Annotated in this window: 16 protein-coding genes; 11 read left to right on the forward strand and 5 right to left on the reverse strand. The window is 55.3% G+C overall.

Going from position 1 to position 16,640, the window contains the following annotated elements; translation table 11 throughout:
* Positions 1–11: 11 nt before the first annotated feature.
* Entirely contained in the window at positions 12–1,349 is a 1,338-nt protein-coding gene (gene dsdX, locus HVX64_RS00105; RefSeq protein ID WP_181825202.1) for a D-serine transporter DsdX, read from the reverse strand.
* Between the two features lie 230 nt (positions 1,350–1,579).
* Here dsdX and dsdC point away from each other — a divergent pair, with 230 nt between their 5' ends.
* Positions 1,580–2,536, forward strand: a complete 957-nt coding sequence (dsdC, locus tag HVX64_RS00110) for a DNA-binding transcriptional regulator DsdC (RefSeq protein WP_042998715.1) — start codon at positions 1,580–1,582, stop codon at positions 2,534–2,536.
* A gap of 54 nt (positions 2,537–2,590) precedes the next feature.
* Entirely contained in the window at positions 2,591–3,640 is a 1,050-nt protein-coding gene (locus tag HVX64_RS00115) for a cellulase family glycosylhydrolase (RefSeq protein WP_042998714.1), read from the forward strand.
* Here HVX64_RS00115 and emrD read toward each other — a convergent pair.
* The 3 genes from emrD to tisB all read right to left on the reverse strand — a co-directional run bounded on the left by emrD (position 3,567) and on the right by tisB (position 5,970).
* Positions 3,567–4,751: a multidrug efflux MFS transporter EmrD gene (emrD, locus tag HVX64_RS00120; protein ID WP_042998713.1), complete on the reverse strand. Its 1,185-nt coding sequence runs from the start codon at positions 4,749–4,751 to the stop codon at positions 3,567–3,569. The genes HVX64_RS00115 and emrD overlap by 74 nt on opposite strands.
* A gap of 179 nt (positions 4,752–4,930) precedes the next feature.
* On the reverse strand, positions 4,931–5,764 hold the full coding sequence (locus HVX64_RS00125) for a DMT family transporter (RefSeq protein WP_044326834.1): 834 nt from the start codon (positions 5,762–5,764) through the stop codon (positions 4,931–4,933).
* A 116-nt stretch (positions 5,765–5,880) separates the two neighbouring features.
* On the reverse strand, positions 5,881–5,970 hold the full coding sequence (gene tisB / locus HVX64_RS00130) for a type I toxin-antitoxin system toxin TisB (RefSeq protein WP_042323479.1): 90 nt from the start codon (positions 5,968–5,970) through the stop codon (positions 5,881–5,883).
* 523 nt (positions 5,971–6,493) lie between these two features.
* Here tisB and ivbL point away from each other — a divergent pair.
* The 3 genes from ivbL to ilvN all read left to right on the forward strand — a co-directional run bounded on the left by ivbL (position 6,494) and on the right by ilvN (position 8,688).
* Entirely contained in the window at positions 6,494–6,592 is a 99-nt protein-coding gene (ivbL, locus tag HVX64_RS00135) for an ilvB operon leader peptide IvbL (protein ID WP_042998711.1), read from the forward strand.
* A gap of 107 nt (positions 6,593–6,699) precedes the next feature.
* On the forward strand, positions 6,700–8,394 hold the full coding sequence (gene ilvB, locus HVX64_RS00140; RefSeq protein ID WP_042998710.1) for an acetolactate synthase large subunit: 1,695 nt from the start codon (positions 6,700–6,702) through the stop codon (positions 8,392–8,394).
* A gap of 3 nt (positions 8,395–8,397) precedes the next feature.
* Positions 8,398–8,688, forward strand: coding sequence for an acetolactate synthase small subunit (gene ilvN, locus HVX64_RS00145; RefSeq protein WP_042998709.1), 291 nt, complete (start codon positions 8,398–8,400; stop codon positions 8,686–8,688).
* A 1-nt stretch (position 8,689) separates the two neighbouring features.
* Here ilvN and HVX64_RS00150 read toward each other — a convergent pair whose 3' ends face one another.
* A complete protein-coding gene (locus HVX64_RS00150) occupies positions 8,690–9,475 on the reverse strand; it encodes a DeoR family transcriptional regulator (RefSeq protein ID WP_042998708.1) in 786 nt (261 codons plus the stop codon).
* A 326-nt stretch (positions 9,476–9,801) separates the two neighbouring features.
* On the opposite strand from HVX64_RS00150, the gene rbsK reads away from it, so the two are divergent.
* The 6 genes from rbsK (at position 9,802) to HVX64_RS00180 (ending at position 16,591) form a co-directional block, all read left to right on the forward strand.
* On the forward strand, positions 9,802–10,722 hold the full coding sequence (gene rbsK / locus HVX64_RS00155) for a ribokinase (RefSeq protein WP_042998707.1): 921 nt from the start codon (positions 9,802–9,804) through the stop codon (positions 10,720–10,722).
* A gap of 27 nt (positions 10,723–10,749) precedes the next feature.
* The gene (gene fucP, locus HVX64_RS00160) at positions 10,750–12,063 is read left to right on the forward strand and encodes an L-fucose:H+ symporter permease (RefSeq protein WP_042998706.1); all 1,314 of its coding nucleotides are present in this window, start codon (positions 10,750–10,752) and stop codon (positions 12,061–12,063) included.
* A gap of 11 nt (positions 12,064–12,074) precedes the next feature.
* Positions 12,075–13,088: an aldose 1-epimerase family protein gene (locus tag HVX64_RS00165; protein WP_042998705.1), complete on the forward strand. Its 1,014-nt coding sequence runs from the start codon at positions 12,075–12,077 to the stop codon at positions 13,086–13,088.
* A 72-nt stretch (positions 13,089–13,160) separates the two neighbouring features.
* Positions 13,161–13,754, forward strand: a complete 594-nt coding sequence (gene uhpA, locus HVX64_RS00170; RefSeq protein ID WP_042998704.1) for a transcriptional regulator UhpA — start codon at positions 13,161–13,163, stop codon at positions 13,752–13,754.
* A complete protein-coding gene (uhpB, locus tag HVX64_RS00175) occupies positions 13,751–15,253 on the forward strand; it encodes a signal transduction histidine-protein kinase/phosphatase UhpB (protein ID WP_181825203.1) in 1,503 nt (500 codons plus the stop codon). Before uhpA ends, uhpB begins: the two co-directional genes overlap by 4 nt.
* Before the next feature lie 9 nt (positions 15,254–15,262).
* Positions 15,263–16,591: an MFS transporter gene (locus HVX64_RS00180; protein WP_044256144.1), complete on the forward strand. Its 1,329-nt coding sequence runs from the start codon at positions 15,263–15,265 to the stop codon at positions 16,589–16,591.
* Positions 16,592–16,640: the final 49 nt, after the last annotated feature.

The raw sequence follows: 16,640 nt of genomic DNA on the forward strand, positions 1-16,640 counted from the left end.
TCTCTTTGCGCTTAGATGATAAAGGAAAGCAGGAATGTGCAAGCCAGTGCAATGACCGAGGCGATGAATGTCGCGGTCGTATAGTATTTGAACGTCTCATTCAGGGTGGCGCCGCAATATTGCTTAACCAGCCAGAAGAGGGAGTCGGTGACGATCGTGCAGCCAATGGCACCGGAACCGATGGCAATGGCGATAATCTCCGGACTGACGTTGGGATAAAGCGGCAGCATCGGCGCGACAATCGCCGTGGCGCCCATCATCGCAACGGTGGCTGAACCGACTGCCGCGTGCAGAATCAGCCCCACCAGCCAGGCCAGCAGAATCGGGTGCATATCCATATTGGAAAGGATCACCGCCAGCGTATCTGCCAGACCGCTGCTCTTGAGGATGGCGTTGAACGCCCCGCCCGCCCCGATAATCAGCAGAATATTGGCGATAGAACCAAAACCGTTTTCGGTATGGGTGAGCAGGGTGCTCATACCGATATGCTGGCGCAGACCGAGGATGTAATACGCCACGAAGACGGCAATAAACATCGCGGTGATCGGGTTACCGATAAATTCCAGCAGGGTGTACAGCGTGCTGCCTTTGGTCATGTTCAGTTCAGCAACGGTTTTCACCAGCATTAAACCAATCGGTAGCAGGACGGTAAACAGCGTTGCGCCCAGCGACGGCAGCGTGCTTTCTTCGCGTACCTTGAGGTCTGCAAACTCAGCGGGAACCGGTTTGAACGGCAGGCGATTGCCGAGAAATTTCAGGAACAGCGGGCCGCCGATCAGCGACGCCATCAGGCCAACCAACAGGCCGTAGACGATCACTGAACCAATATCCGCGCCCAGTTTATTGGCGACAAACAGCGCTGCCGGGTGCGGTGGTACGACGCAGTGAACGGCCATTAGCGCGGTACACAGCGGGATTGCCAGTTTCAGCAGCGAGGTGTTGGTTTTTTTCGCAATGGAGAACGCCAGCGGAATTAACAGTACCACGCCAACTTCAACGAACAGCGTGATCCCGCAAATCAGCCCCACCAGCACCATAATGACGTCAGCAGAGAGCCAGCGACAGCGCTGGAGCGTTAAGCCGATGCGTTCTGCTGCGCCGGAAACCTCCATCATTTTGCCGAGAATCGTACCCAGACCGATGACGGCGGCGAGAAAGCCCAGCGTACCCCCAATCCCGCTCTCAATGGCGTTGACCATATCCAGCGGCCCCATGCCCATCATGGTTCCCACAAAGAAACTGGCGAGCAGCAGTGCCAGGAACGGGTGGAATTTGAATTTCACGATGGTCAATACAATTAACACAATGCTAATTAGCAGCGTGCTCACAACCCAGATTTGAGAGTGCATATCTCACCTTGCCCTGTGATTAACCTGTCCCTATTGGACAAAAATTCGGCGTGGGCTGACAAACGATATAAATCCTCACTCACATGAATCAGATTGAATCAAAGAGGTGATTTACATCGAATATTCGCGCAATTTTGCGATATGGTTCACCCTCATTCATCTTTATGCTGATTTTTTCTGCGATTTTTTTTACACTTCGCCGGACTGAAGCTGAAGTCACCGAGGTATAAATGGAACCCCTTCGCGAAGTCAGAAACCATCTCCTCAATGGCTGGCAATTATCGAAACTGTACACGTTTGAAGTGGCCGCGCGACATCAGTCGTTTGCGATGGCCGCAGACGAACTGTCGCTGAGTCCCAGCGCTATCAGCCACCGCATTAACCAACTGGAAGAGGAGTTGGGGATCCAGCTTTTCGTCCGTTCGCACCGCAAAGTGGAACTTACCCATGAAGGTAAGCGGGTGTTCTGGGCGCTGAAATCGTCGCTGGATACGCTGAACCAGGAGATCCTCGATATCAAAAATCAGGAACTCTCCGGGACGTTGACCGTCTATTCTCGCCCGTCTATCGCGCAGTGCTGGCTGGTGCCTGCGCTGGGTGATTTTACCCGCCGCTATCCATCAATCTCGCTCACGATCTTAACCGGCAACGACAACGTAAACCTGCAGCGCGCCGGGGTCGATCTGGCACTCTACTTTGACGATGCGCCATCTGCCCAACTGGAACATCACTTTTTAATGGATGAAGCGATTCTCCCCGTTTGTAGCCCGGATTATGCCCGGCGTTTTGATTTAATGGGCTCGCTGGTGAATTTGCCGCACTGCACGCTGCTGCATGACCGTCAGGCCTGGAGCAATGATTCAGGAACCGATGAATGGCATAGTTGGGCACAACATTTTTCAGTGAATTTGCCGACATCGTCAGGAATTGGCTTCGATCGTTCTGATTTAGCGGTGATTGCCGCCATGAACCATATCGGCGTGGCGATGGGGCGTAAACGGCTGGTACAGAAGCGGCTCGAAAGCGGTGAGCTGGTCGCCCCGTTTGGTGAGATGGCGTTGACCTGTCATCAGCATTACTACATGACGACGTTACCCGGCAGACAATGGCCGAAAATTGATGCCTTTATCACCTGGCTGCGTGAGCAGGCGAAGCCGTTTACCCAAAGCGAAACTGCTACGCGATAACTAAAAAAGCGTGCTAAATACGAGATAGCGCTTGCAACATTACTGAGGGTCATCGTGATTAAACCGCTCGTCTCGCTCTTCGTGTTGGTCAGTTTCGCCCTGGGGGCAGCGCAACCGCCGCTGACGGCAACACATTATGCGCAGCAGCTCGGTGTGGGGATGGACGTCGACTGGGCACGCACGGAACAGGGTATCCGGGAGTTTGACCCGCTGGTGGTGCGGGACTTCCACGCGAAAGGGATTACCCATGTACGCATTCGGGTGGCGGGAGAACCCACCGAGGCGCGGCTTATTCATCTGCGCAAGCTTGTAGAAGCCTGCGAGCAGTATGGCGTTATTCCGGTTATCGCCTACCAGGCCGACGAGTATAAAAATGATCCCAGTGTGAGCAACGAAAAAGAGGTGACCAACTGGTGGGTCGCAGTAGCGCACTATTTCGCTCACCGCGCGCCGCTGCTGGGGTTTGATCTGATTTACGAACCGGCCGGTAAGCTGAATCATAATCTGGCCTCCCTGAACCGGGTGTACGAAAAGACCATTCGCACTATCCATGCTATTGATCCGCAAAGGATGATTTTTGTCGCGCCGCGTCTGCGCGCCGCGCCGGAAGAGCTGCCGAATCTACGCCTGCCGCCGCAAAGCCAGAACTATGTCCTGGCGGAATGGCATATCTTCCCGTGGGGACCGGTGAAAAATAACGGTAAATACCCCTGGACGTCGGGGACGGCGACAGAGAAAGCGGCGATTCGCGCGCGCATCGCTAGCGCGGTGCACTGGCAACAAAAAAGCGGGCATGTCAGCTGGGTTGGCGGTTGGGCCACGGGAGAAACCAGTAAGAATCCCCCGTCCTCTTCACAGCTGGCCTTTGCCACGTTTATGGCCTGCGAGTTGAAGAAAGCGAAAATTCCCTATGCGATCAACGCCGATACGCAATTTTACGACGGGGAAGAGGGGGCATGGCGGCCCGCGCTCGAACCGCTGTTACTGGCGATGATTGCGCCGGACTGCGAAACGCCCGGCCACACGGTCATTAAATCGCCTGTCCCTGGTGTGAAAAACGCGCCGCCAGCGGTAGCCAGCACAGTAAAATCAGCAGCCCCATAAGCGTCATCAGCAGGCCGAGGCTGCCCTGTCCGGTTTGTGGCAGCATCGCGGAAAGCCACGCCAGTACGCCGGAGCCAATGTTTTGCAGGCCGCCTACCAGCGCACCTGCTGTACCGGCGAGGAACGGGAACGGCTCCATTGCGCCGCTGGTTGCCAGCGGGAACAGCATCCCGGCACCGAAGAAGAACAGCGCGGCGGGGATCAGCAGCGTCCAGACATTCATCACGCCAAACCAACCGGGGATCCACATCATCAGCCCGGCCAGCAGACAACTCACCACCGACTGCCACATTAGCGTGGAGAAGCGCTTATTCGGGCGACCGGCAAACCATGCGCCGAAAAACGCCGCCGGAATCGGCAGGATAAACAGGATGCTCACCACCATACTGCTCAGCCCTAACACTGCGCCCATCAGCACGCCGGAGCACGCTTCGAACACCGCGATCCCTGCCAGTCCGCCAATCAGCATCAGCAGATAGCAGTTAAACGCGCTGTGACCAAACAAGGTTTTATAGCTGGCAATCAGCCGCGTGCGCGGCGCGCCAGTAGGACGCGTTTCCGGCATCCAGCGCGCCATGCTGAAAGTGACGCCCGCACAGAGCACGAGCAGGAAAACGTAACAGGCGCGCCAGTTCCACATCGTATCCAGTAGCCCGCCAATCAGAGGAGCCAGCAGCGGACTGACCAGGATGCCCATATTCAACATGCTGTTGGCGTGGCGCAGCTGTGTGCCTTCGTACAGATCGCGCGGTAAGGTTCGAGCCATTACCCCGCCGACGCCGGTCCCCATTCCCTGCAACGCACTGGCGGCGATCAGCACCGTCAGGCTGTGAGTCGTAATCGCGACCAGCGTGGCAAGCATAAAAATCGACATCCCGACGAGGATCACCGGGCGGCGTCCGACGCGGTCGGACAGCGGGCCATAAAACAGTTGCGATACGCCATAGGTCAGCAGATAAGCTGCCATCACGCTTTGCACGGCCCCTTCGCGAACGTTAAGCTCGCGTGCCATATCGGCAATGGCAGGGATATAAATGGTTTGTGCCATCTGACCCACAGCCACAAGTAATACCAACATCAACAACAAATTGACGTTTCTCTGCCTTTTCATTTCGCTGAATACTTTTCAAAAAGAGAAAAAATAAGAATAAGGTGCTACGCATTCCCATAAATGCGAGTGAAATCTACCACACTAAAAAAAGAAGGCCAGATGGTGAGCGGGAATGGAAAAGGAGTGAACGGCAGGATATGTAAACAAAAAGCGGCAACAAATGTTGCCGAGTTTGAGTTCTAGGACAGGCGTAACAGAATGGCGCCAGCGGCAATCCCGCCAGCAGCCACCAGGCGCAACCCCACTACCCGCTCTTTCAGCAGCAGCCAGGCAATCAGCGCGCCGAACAGGATTGAGGTTTCACGCAGTGCAGCGACGACAGCCAGCGGCGCGAGAGTCATTGCCCAGAGTGCCAGTCCGTAAGAGCCCATGGTGGCAATGCCGCCAAAAATCCCCTTCTTCCAGTGCTGCGTCAGATAGCGCAATGCTTCACGACGACGGGCCATCATCGCCCATCCCAGCAGGCAGGAACCGTTCAAAAAGAAGGTCCAGAGCGTGTATCCCAGCGCGGTTTCCGAGAGCCTGACGCCGGTGCCGTCCACCAGCGTATATCCGGCGATGAAACAGGCGTTAATCAGGGCGAGCACAATACCTTGCTGCGAACGAGTCCGACCGTTAAAGGCCATGCCGAGGATGGCGGCGCAGATCACCGCGATACCCGTCCAGGCCAGGGCGGACAGGCTGTCGCCAAGAAAAAGTACGCTGATGATGGCCACCAGTAGCGGCGCCGTCCCGCGCATCAGCGGATAGGTCTGACTCATATCGGAAACGGTATACGTTCTGGCGACCAGTACGGTGTAGACCACCTGTAATGCGGTCGAGGCCGCTAAAAACGGGATGCTGGCGGTTGAGGGTTGTGGCGCAAAGGGCAGGCACAGGAGCGCCATAATGGCGGCGGAACCGCTGACGCTGATGGCGGCGTAGAGTTTGTCGTTCCCGGCTTTCACAATGGCGTTCCAGCTGGCGTGCAGCAGTGCGGCGAACAGCAAAATGCAGAAAACGGTAAGGGTCATAGCGCAGACGTCATCAGGGAATGTCATAAAAACGTAACATATCATCACCGCATAAGCATCTGCGATGTAAAAGGGGAGCGGTTGCCCGCTCCCCTTTAGTGCGACTTGAATCTGAATTACTTCAGGTATTTCAGAACAGCATCAAGCAGTTGCATGGCTGCAACAATGAGTTTCAGGATAAGAATAGCGATATCCACGAGGCTCATACGCGTCTCCTTTAGCAAAGGAGCACGGTGCTGACGTGCCTTTCCGCCGCCTGTTATCAGCACCTTTGTTGACATAACACAGTGTGCTCACCGGGGGGGTTAAGGCGCTGACGGCACCACCCGTTTCAGCCAGGACTTTGTTGCGCCGGTTTACGATGCGGCCCCACCTGACACACTGCGTACGGAGATATTATAGATAAATACTGTATGAATGAACAGGTATTTGTGGACAGTACCGAACTTCTGATCCATACTCAAAAGCGTCAAAATCCGTGCCGAAATTGCGTGTTCTTCGCAGAACGCGTATACTTTTGCTGTTGACATAACACAGTGTGCTTTGCGGCAACCAACCGCATCCCGCTGAAAAAACCTCGCTCCGGCGGGGTTTTTTGTTTTCAGGGGTTTTTATTAGCGAAACGTGATCGTCGACGCATTTTTACGCAGATGAAAATTTTTCCGTTGTCAGGTTATGAAAGCTGTGCTTGTATAAATCCTGTTAATCATTAAACAGACAAGGTCCCTAATGAACCCATCCATGCTGACTGCGACCCTACTAAACACTGCGCCATCTCGCGCAGCGGTCGTCGTGCGTGTGGTGGTGGTCGTCGGCAATGCGCCGTAGGGTCCGGAACAACACACGATTCCAAAACCCCGCCGGCGCAAACCGGGCGGGGTTTTTCGTTTAAGAGACCTGTCCGGAGCGTCGGCCCAGAACAAAAGGACTGGAGCATGGCAAGTTCGGGCACAACATCAACATCCCAGCGTACGCGTTTTACGGGCGCTGAATTCATCGTTCATTTTCTGGAACGTCAGGGCATTAAGATTGTCACTGGGATTCCCGGTGGATCGATTCTCCCCGTCTATGATGCCTTAAGTCAGAGCACGCAAATCCGCCATATTCTGGCGCGCCACGAGCAGGGAGCGGGGTTCATTGCGCAGGGCATGGCGCGCACCGACGGCAAACCGGCGGTGTGCATGGCCTGTAGCGGGCCGGGCGCGACCAATCTGGTGACCGCTATCGCCGATGCGCGCCTGGATTCTATCCCTATGGTGTGTATCACCGGGCAGGTTCCGGCTTCCATGATCGGCACCGACGCCTTCCAGGAAGTGGACACCTACGGCATCTCTATCCCCATCACAAAACATAACTATCTGGTCAGACATATCGATGAACTCCCGCAGGTGATGAGCGACGCATTTCGTCTTGCTCAGTCCGGACGTCCTGGCCCGGTGTGGATAGACATACCTAAGGATATCCAGATGGCGGTCCTCGAGATTGACGAGATGCCAGAACCGGCACAGAAAATGGCGACGCCGGAATTCAGTGCAGACAGCATTCGTGACGCAGCCGCAATGATTAACGCTGCACAGCGCCCGGTGTTGTACCTCGGTGGCGGGGTGATTAATGCGCCACAGCGGGTGCGTGAACTGGCGGAAAAGGCGCAGTTGCCGACCACCATGACGTTGATGGCGCTGGGAATGCTGCCGAAAGCGCATCCGTTGTCGTTAGGCATGTTAGGGATGCACGGCGCACGCAGCACCAACTTCATCCTGCAAGAGGCGGATCTGCTGATCGTGCTGGGCGCGCGTTTTGATGACCGGGCGATAGGCAAAACCGAGCAGTTCTGCCCGAACGCCAAAATTATCCACGTCGATATCGACCGCGCGGAGCTGGGTAAAATCAAGCAGCCGCACATCGCGATTCAGGCGGATGTGGATGACGTGCTGGCGCAACTGATTCCACAAATTGAGGCGAAACCGCGCGCAGAGTGGCACCAGTTGGTCAGCGATTTGCAACGTGAATTTCCGTGTACCATTCCACAGGAAAGCGACCCACTCAGTCATTATGGTCTGATCAACGCCGTGGCGGCCTGTGTGGACGACAACGCGATTATCACTACCGACGTGGGCCAGCATCAGATGTGGGCGGCGCAGGCCTATCCGCTGAACCGTCCACGCCAGTGGCTGACCTCTGGCGGGCTGGGCACCATGGGATTTGGTCTGCCGGCGGCAATTGGCGCGGCGCTGGCGAACCCGGATAAGAAAGTACTGTGCTTCTCCGGCGACGGCAGTCTGATGATGAACATTCAGGAGATGGCGACCGCCAGCGAAAACCAACTGGATGTGAAAATCATCCTGATGAATAACGAAGCGCTGGGGCTGGTGCATCAACAGCAGAGTCTGTTTTACAAGCAGGGCGTTTTTGCGGCGACCTATCCGGGAACCATCAACTTCATGCAGATTGCTGCCGGATTTGGTTTGCATACCTGCGATCTGAATAACGAAGCGGACCCGCAGGCGGCATTGCAGGAGATCATCAGTCGGCCGGGACCGGCGCTGATCCATGTCCGCATTGATGCGGAAGAAAAAGTGTATCCAATGGTACCGCCAGGCGCGGCAAATACAGAGATGGTGGGGGAATAAGCCATGCAGAAACAATCACATGAGAACGTCATTCTGGAACTCACCGTCCGCAACCACCCAGGCGTTATGACCCACGTCTGCGGACTCTTTGCCCGCCGTGCATTTAACGTCGAGGGCATCCTCTGTCTGCCGATTCAGAGTAGCGACCAGAGCCGCATCTGGCTTCTGGTCAACGACGATCAGCGTCTGGAGCAGATGATTAGCCAAATCGATAAGCTGGAAGATGTGGTGAAAGTGGTACGTAATCAGTCAGACCCGACGATGTTCAACAAAATTGCCGTGTTCTTTGAGTAAATTAATCGCCGTCTGAATCAGGGGTAATCACGTTGACAGAACCGTTCCGGCAGTGGGTGGCGTAATCTGCCGGTAACGGACGATCGCATATCAGGACATCAAAGGTGGAAAGCGGGCCGATGCTGGCGGGAGCGACCTCATCGAACAGGGCGTAACGCGTCAGTAAAATTTTACGTAGTCCGCGCTCCATCGCTTTGCGCTTAGTGGCAAGGTCGTCCGGGTTAAACCAACTGACGCCGAAGTGCTCGTGTACGCCGCTGGCGGAGATAAAGACTTTCCGCGGATTCAGTGAATCCAGTGGTGACGGGTTATTGGCATCGTAGAACGCATCGCTCTTCGCCCGATAGGTTCCCCCGCAGAGGATTGCTGTGGCGTTGGGTTTTTCATTGAGCGCGATAAAAACCTGGTGCGAGTAGCAGATCCCGGTAAAGGTGATCTCGTCCGGGATCATGCTGATCACCAACGGCATCTCCGGACCATTATCAAAAAAGATCAGATCGTTTTCGCTCACCAGACCGGCCGCCAGGATCGCGACAGGCAAATCGTCGCGATGATGGGTTTTAACCGCAGGCAGCGGGGCGTGAGAGGACGCGGCAGGTTTATTCACCATGACGATATAGCCGCCGAGCAGCGTCAGGGGTAACGGTTCGTCATCCTGACTAAGGTCGCGGCGGATGGTCATCACGGAAACCTCCAGCATCCGCGCGGCGTCTTTCAGATGGATGCGGTCGGTCTTCTTCAACAGTTCCATCAGACGTCGAATACGTTCTTTTTGCTTGGTTTCCATTCACCTTCTCCGCGATTCATGTTGCGTATGTTCCATCAGTAACATTTTTGTGTCCACTGGAACATTATGTTGCTGCATTACTATACGTCCGGCAGGCAGGAATTAAAAGCGCGTTCGTTCGCGTTTCTTTGATTATAACTAGTTTAATTTCAGTTAATTGTAACTATTGATGGATGGGGAAGGGTGATTGCATGTGCATAATGCGCCTAATAAATAAACAGTGAAATGATCTTCCAATCGCGATCGTAGTCACAAATGATACGGAAGTAACATGATAATGTTATTTTAATATCATTGTTGTGTGATTGTTTCTGAGAGGTAGTAAAATGGATATCGCGGTTATTGGCTCTAACATGGTGGATCTCATCACCTACACCAATCAGATGCCCAAAGAAGGGGAAACCCTGGAAGCGCCAGCGTTTAAAATCGGCTGCGGTGGTAAAGGTGCGAATCAAGCTGTTGCTGCGGCGAAACTCAATTCGAAAGTGCTGATGCTGACCAAAGTCGGTGACGATATCTTTGCGGATAACACGATTCGCAATCTCGAATCCTGGGGCATCAACACCACCTATGTCGAAAAAGTCCCGTGCACCAGTAGCGGCGTGGCGCCGATTTTTGTGAATGCGAACTCCAGTAACAGCATTCTTATTATTAAAGGGGCGAACAAATTCCTCTCTCCGGAAGATATCGATCGCGCAGCGGAAGATTTAAAAAAATGTCAGCTTATTGTCTTGCAACTGGAAGTTCAGCTGGAGACGGTTTATCACGCCATTGAATTTGGCAAAAAGCATGGCATTGAAGTGTTATTAAATCCCGCACCGGCATTGCGGGAATTAGATATGTCGTACGCCTGTAAATGTGATTTCTTTGTACCGAATGAAACTGAGCTGGAAATATTAACCGGCATGTCGGTGGACTCGTATGATCATATTCGTGCCGCCGCCCGATCCCTGGTGGATAAAGGGTTAAACAATATTATTGTCACCATGGGCGAAAAAGGTGCGTTATGGATGACGCGTGACCAGGAAGTTCATGTTCCGGCGTTTCGCGTTAATGCTGTTGATACCAGTGGCGCAGGCGATGCTTTTATCGGTTGCTTTGCCCATTACTATGTCCAGAGCGGAGATGTCGAAGCCGCGATGAAGAAAGCCGTCCTTTTCGCTGCGTTTAGCGTTACCGGGAAAGGCACACAATCCTCTTATCCGAGTATCGAACAATTTAATGAATTTCTTACCCTAAACGAATAATACTCCTGCACTGTAAAAGGTAGCACTATGAACGATAAAAACATCATTCAGATGCCCGATGGATATCTGAATAAGACCCCTCTGTTCCAGTTTATTTTGTTATCCTGTTTATTCCCGTTATGGGGATGCGCAGCCGCATTAAATGATATTTTGATTACGCAATTCAAAAGCGTATTTTCACTCAGCAACTTTGCCTCAGCATTAGTTCAGAGCGCCTTTTATGGCGGTTATTTTTTAATTGCGATCCCGGCATCCCTGGTGATTAAAAAGACCAGTTATAAAGTAGCGATATTAATCGGCCTGACGCTGTATATCGTCGGCTGTACGCTCTTTTTCCCGGCCTCACACATGGCCACTTACACCATGTTCCTTGCGGCGATCTTCGCGATTGCCATTGGTCTGAGCTTCCTGGAAACCGCGGCGAACACCTACAGTTCGATGATCGGTCCAAAAGCCTACGCCACCTTACGATTGAATATCAGTCAGACTTTCTATCCGATTGGCGCGGCGTCCGGCATTTTGCTGGGTAAATATCTGGTCTTTTCCGAAGGCGACAGTCTGGAAAAACAGATGGCGGGGATGAATGCCGAGCAGATCCATAACTTTAAAGTGTTGATGCTGGAAAACACCCTTGAGCCGTATAAGTACATGATTATGGTTCTGGTGGTGGTGATGGTACTGTTCCTGCTGACCCGCTTCCCGACCTGCAAAGTAGCGCAAACCGCCAACCATAAACGCCCGTCAGCGATGGACACATTGCGCTATCTGGCGAGCAATGCCCGTTTCCGCCGCGGTATTGTGGCGCAGTTTCTGTACGTGGGAATGCAGGTTGCCGTGTGGTCATTCACCATCCGTCTGGCGCTGGAGTTGGGCGATATCAACGAGCGTGATGCTTCTAACTTCATGGTCTATAGCTTTGCCTGCTTCTTTATCGGTAAGTTTATCGCCAACATCCTGATGACCCGTTTTAATCCGGAAAAGGTGCTGATCCTTTACTCCATTATCGGCGCGCTGTTCCTTGCCTATGTTTCGCTGGCTCCGAGCTTTAGCGCGGTATACGTCGCGGTACTGGTGAGCATTCTGTTTGGACCTTGCTGGGCGACCATCTATGCCGGTACGCTGGATACGGTCGATAACGAACATACTGAAATGGCGGGTGCGGTGATTGTGATGGCCATCGTTGGCGCCGCCGTGGTTCCGGCGATTCAGGGTTATGTGGCGGATATGTTCCACTCGCTACAACTCTCGTTCCTCGTCTCCATGCTGTGCTTCGTTTACGTAGGGGTTTACTTCTGGCGTGAAAGCAAAGTGCGCAGCCTGGCTGAAGCGACTGCATCCTGAGGAGAACGATGATGACAACACGTATTACGCTGTGGCGGACGCTCTTTGGTGAACATCCTCAAGTCCTGCTGGAGAACTGTGATTTCACGGTCACTGCCTTTCGTTATGCCAGCGGTGTGGAAGGGCTGAAGGTGCAGAACAGTCGTGGTCATCTGGTGATTCTGCCCTGGATGGGGCAGATGATCTGGGATGCCCGGTTTGATGGCCACGATCTGACCATGCGCAACATGTTCCGCCAGCCGAAACCCGCAACGGAAGTCGTGGCGACCTATGGCTGTTTTGCCTTCCATTCCGGCCTGCTGGCCAATGGCTGCCCGTCGCCGGAAGATACGCACCCGTTGCACGGTGAAATGGCCTGCGCCGCGATGGACGAGGCCTGGCTGGAACTGGACGGCGACAGTCTGCGCGTGACCGGACGCTACGAGTATGTGATGGGATTCGGTCATCATTATCAGGCGCAGCCTGCGGTGGTGATGCATAAAGCGAGCGCGCTGTTTGATATTCAGATGGCCGTCACTAACCTCGCATCCGTCGCGATGCCGTTACAGTACATGTGCCACATGAACTATGCGTACGTACCGGAAGCCACTTTCAGCCAGAATATCCCGGATGAGGCGCTGCGGCTTCGAGAATCGGTCCCGGCGCATGTGAAACCCACCGCACAGTGGCTGGCGTTTAATCAGCGGATCTTACAAGGCGACGCGTCGCTGGCCGCGCTCAATGAACCTGACTTTTACGATCCGGAAATCGTCTTCTTTGCCGACAAACTGGACAGGTATACGGATAAACCCGAATTCCGCATGATCGCCCCGGATGGCACCACGTTTGTCACCCGTTTCGCCAGTTCGGAACTCAACTATGTCACCCGCTGGATCCTGTATAACGGCGATCAGCAGGTCGCAGCATTCGCCCTGCCCGCCACCTGCCGTCCGGAAGGCTTTCTCGCCGCCCAGCGAAATGGCTCATTACTTGACGTGCCGCCGCAGCAAACGCGGAGTTTTACGGTCACCACGGGTATCGCCTGATCGCTCAAGGCTTGAACAGCAACGCGCTTATCGTTAAGGTAAGCGCGTTTTTTTACCCGCCAGGACAGAACCATGATTACCGTTGCCCTTATAGACGACCACCTTATCGTTCGCTCCGGCTTTGCCCAATTGCTTGGGCTGGAGGCCGATTTACAGGTGGTCGCCGAGTTTGGCTCGGGGCGTGAGGCGCTGGCGGGATTGCCGGGACGCGGTGTTCAGGTGTGTATTTGCGACATCTCGATGCCGGATATCTCCGGTCTGGAGCTGTTGAGCCAGTTGCCAAAAGGGATGGCGACCATCATGCTCTCGGTACACGACAGCCCGGCGCTGGTGGAACAGGCGCTGAACGCCGGGGCGCGCGGCTTTCTCTCCAAACGCTGCAGCCCGGATGAACTGATTGCCGCAGTACATACCGTGGCTACCGGCGGCTGTTATTTGACGCCAGAAATCGCCGTCAAACTGGCGGCTGGCCGCCAGGATCCGCTGACCCGGCGCGAGCGCCAGGTGGCGGAAAAACTGGCGCAGGGGATGGCGGTAAAAGAGATTGCTGTCGAGCTGGGGCTATCGCCGAAAACGGTGCACGTCCATCGCGCAAACCTGATGGAAAAACTGGGCGTCAGCAATGACGTTGAGCTGGCGCGGCGCATGTTTGACGGCTGGCAATGAAAACCCTGTTGTCACGGTTTATCACCGTTCTCGCCTGTTTTTTTATTTTCTCTGCCGCCTGGTTTTGTCTGTGGAGCATCAGCCTGCATCTGGTTGAGCGTCCGGAACTGGCGGTACTGCTGTTCCCGTTTGGTTTGCGCCTGGGGCTGATGCTGCAATGTCCACGCGGCTATTGGCCGGTATTGCTGGGCGCGGAATGGCTGCTGACCTTCTGGCTGGCGCAGGAAGTGGCGCTGGAGCATCTTCCCCTTTTGCTGATTGGCGGCCTGCTGACGCTGCTGCCCGTGGCGCTGATCTCCCGTTATCGCCATCAGCGTGACTGGCGAACGCTGCTGCTTCAGGGCGCGGCGTTGACGGCGGCAGCGCTGTTGCAGTCGCTACCCTGGTTGGGACAGGGGGAAGAAGCCTGGAATGCGCTGCTGCTGACCCTGACCGGCGGATTGACGCTGGCACCGATCTGCCTGGTGTTCTGGCACTATCTGACCAGTACGACCTGGCTGCCGTTGGGTCCGGCGCTGGTGTCGCAACCGGTGAACTGGCGCGGTCGGCACCTGATCTGGTATCTGCTGCTGTTTAGCGTCAGTCTGTGGCTCCAGTTGGGATTACCCGCAGAGCTTTCGCGATTTACCCCCTTCTGTCTGGCGCTGCCGATTATTGCGCTGGCCTGGCATTACGGCTGGCAGGGGGCACTGATCGCAACCCTGATGAACGCTATCGCGCTGATTGCCAGCCAGACCTGGCACGATCACCCCGTAGATTTATTGCTCTCCCTGTTGGCGCAAAGCCTGACCGGACTGCTGCTTGGCGCGGGTATTCAGCGTCTGCGTGAGCTGAACCAGTCGCTGCAAAACGAACTGGCGCGCAATCACCGGCTGGCGGAGCGCCTGCTGGAAACGGAAGAGAGCGTACGCCGCGACGTGGCGCGTGAGTTGCACGATGATATCGGCCAGACCATCACCGCGATCCGTACTCAGGCCGGAATCGTGCAGCGGCTGGCGGTTGAAAACGGCGGCGTGAAGCAGAGCGGACAGCTTATCGAACAGCTTTCGCTGGGCGTCTATGATTCCGTGCGCCGCCTGCTGGGACGCCTGCGTCCGCGCCAGTTGGATGATTTAACGCTGGAACAGGCGATCCGCTCGCTGATGCGGGAAATGGAGCTGGAAAGTCGCGGCATCGTCAGCCATCTCGACTGGCGGATCGACGAGACGGCGCTCAGCGAGGGTTTGCGGGTGACGCTGTTTCGCGTCTGTCAGGAAGGGCTGAACAATATAGTGAAACATGCCAACGCCAGCGCGGTGACGCTGCAGGGCTGGCAGCAGGACGAGTGGCTGATGCTGGTGATTGAGGATGACGGCAGCGGTCTGCCGCCGGGCTCCGGTCAGCAGGGTTTTGGCCTGACCGGGATGCGCGAGCGCGTTACGGCGCTCGGCGGTTCGCTGACGATTTCCTGCACGCACGGTACGCGAGTCAGCGTCTCGCTACCCCTGCGTTACGTTTGAGGAGCGGCAATGCTAACCTTTTTTAACGCCCCGGCGAATGCGCCGCAGTTAACGGACAAGCGCGAGATCGACGATCTTTATCGCTACTGGCGTCGCCATATTCTGCTGACCATCTGGCTGGGCTACGCCCTGTTCTATTTCACGCGGAAAAGTTTTAACGCCGCCGTCCCGGACATTCTCGCCAACGGCGTGTTAACCCGCAGCGATATCGGCCTGCTGGCGACGCTGTTTTACATCACCTATGGCGTGTCGAAATTCGTTTCCGGCATCGTCAGCGATCGTTCTAACGCCCGCTATTTTATGGGGATAGGGCTGATTGCCACCGGCATCGTCAATATTCTGTTTGGTTTCTCCACTTCGCTCTGGGCGTTTGCCCTGCTGTGGGCGCTGAACGCTTTCTTCCAGGGATGGGGCGCGCCGGTGTGCGCACGTCTGCTGACAGCATGGTATTCGCGCAACGAGCGCGGCGGCTGGTGGGCTATCTGGAATACCGCCCACAACGTTGGCGGTGCGTTGATTCCGATCGTCATGGCTGCTGCGGCACTGCATTATGGCTGGCGTGCCGGGATGATGATGGCCGGAATGCTGGCGATCGTCGTCGGAATTTTTCTTTGCTGGCGACTGCGCGACCGTCCCCAGGCCGTGGGGCTGCCACCGGTGGGCGACTGGCAGCACGATGCCCTGGAAATTGCTCAGCAACAGGAGGGCACGGGACTGACCCGTAAAGAGATCCTCACGAAATACGTGCTGCTCAACCCTTATATCTGGCTGCTATCACTCTGTTATGTGCTGGTGTACGTGGTGCGCGCCGCCATCAACGACTGGGGCAATCTGTATATGTCCGAGACGCTGGGTGTCGATCTGGTGTCCGCCAACATGGCGGTGACGATGTTCGAGCTGGGCGGATTTATCGGCGCGCTGGTGGCGGGCTGGGGGTCAGACAAACTGTTCAACGGCAATCGCGGGCCGATGAACCTGATTTTTGCCGCCGGAATTTTGCTTTCGGTGGGTTCACTGTGGCTGATGCCGTTTGCCAGTTATGTAATGCAGGCGGCCTGCTTCTTCACCACCGGATTCTTTGTCTTTGGCCCGCAGATGCTGATCGGTATGGCGGCGGCGGAGTGTTCGCACAAAGAGGCGGCAGGGGCGGCAACCGGATTTGTTGGGCTGTTTGCTTATCTCGGTGCATCGCTTTCCGGCTGGCCGCTGGCGCAGGTACTGGAAACCTGGCACTGGACCGGTTTCTTCGTGGTCATCGCTATCGCTGCCGGGATCTCCGCCCTGCTGTTACTGCCATTCCTCAACGCCCAGGCTCCACGTGAGGCCAGCGAAGCGTGATGCAGTTCACTTTTTTACCGCGAGTGGGGCAAAACTAAGAAATTTTCCC

It is taken from the genome of Citrobacter sp. RHB20-C16, from assembly GCF_013890155.1.
In the GTDB taxonomy this organism is placed as follows: domain Bacteria; phylum Pseudomonadota; class Gammaproteobacteria; order Enterobacterales; family Enterobacteriaceae; genus Citrobacter_A; species Citrobacter_A amalonaticus.